The 1,228-nt window shown below is 40.5% G+C and carries 1 protein-coding gene; it reads left to right on the top strand.

Annotated features, from left to right (window positions below; all coding sequences use genetic code 11):
* Window positions 1-161: 161 nt before the first annotated feature.
* Window positions 162-1,228 (top strand): cache domain-containing protein (locus tag BM195_RS17990; RefSeq protein ID WP_139224025.1); only part of this gene is annotated, 1,067 nt, incomplete at its 3' end.

Below are 1,228 nucleotides of genomic sequence, written 5' to 3'. Positions count from 1 at the left end.
TGGGACAGCAGGATATGGTGCTGGATGCCATCAAGGCGGGGGCATCAGATTTTATTGTCAAGCCATTTGATGCTGAACGGATTAAGGAAGCTTTACGGAGGGTTTTGTAATTTTACAGTTTATACGGGCAGTCATAACGTTTTAAATGAAGGGAGATTACAATGACGACGAAAAATAAAGGGCGTAAGAAGAGTTTGTTTTTTGGCAGAAGGCTCCAAAGAAAGATATTGATTCCATTTCTGATTTTAATTGTCTTTACTGGAAGTGTCATTGGATTTGTCAGTTATGAATACAGTGTCAATACGACTACTGAGGAACTGACAAATAATGTGGAAAGTCAAATGGCTGGTATGAATGATTCGTTTGAATTATTTTTTAATCATACCGATAGTACACTCAACCGATTAACATCTAATGAATTGTTGCTTCATTATAGTCCCGATGAAAGGGATGCATTATTTCAATCTTTTAAAGAGACAGGCGATGCAAATGAAGCCATATTAAATATTTATACGGGGATTGACGAAACAGGAGAAGTTATTATTTATCCCGATGCTGATCTGGGTGATGATTTCAATCCGAAAGAGCGGTCATGGTATCAGGAGGCTATGGAAGCAGAAGGATCCACCATTTGGACAGAGCCATATACTGATGAGGCGACCGGTGAAACAATTGTCAGTGCCGCACAAGCGTATTATGACAATCATGATGAATTAATAGGTGTTGTGAGTGCTGATGTGTCCGTTAATACCCTGCTCACCATGATCAATGAGGTAGAAATTGGTGATTCAGGTTATGCTGTTCTATTCGATCAATCAGGAAATTATTTGGCTCACCCCGATGAAAGTTATATTGGCCAGGATGTATCGGAGGAAGGATACTATCAGGAAATTGAAAATGCAGGTGAACAAGGTACTTTCAGCTATCAGTTCGATGGTGAAGATAGACTCATGGCTTTTGCCCAAAATTCGACGACAGGGTGGACGATAGCTGGTACAGTCAACCAGGGTGAAATTGATCAGCAGGCACAAGGTATTCTTATTCCAATTGTTATTACAGAGGGCGTTCTTATCGTTCTGGCGGTGGTTATTTCATTTATGATTACCCGGAGAATTACAAAACCGATTAACATGGTCATGAACCGAATGAAGCAAATTGCTAATGGTGATTTGTCCGAGGAGCCACTGAAAACGACATCACGTGATGAAATAGGACAGCTGGTAACGGC

The organism is Lentibacillus halodurans, assembly GCF_900112045.1.
In the GTDB taxonomy this organism is placed as follows: Bacteria; Bacillota; Bacilli; order Bacillales; family Amphibacillaceae; genus Lentibacillus; species Lentibacillus halodurans.
The sequence above is the reverse complement of the archived record's forward strand: the minus strand, read 5'-3'. Positions and strand labels throughout refer to the sequence as shown.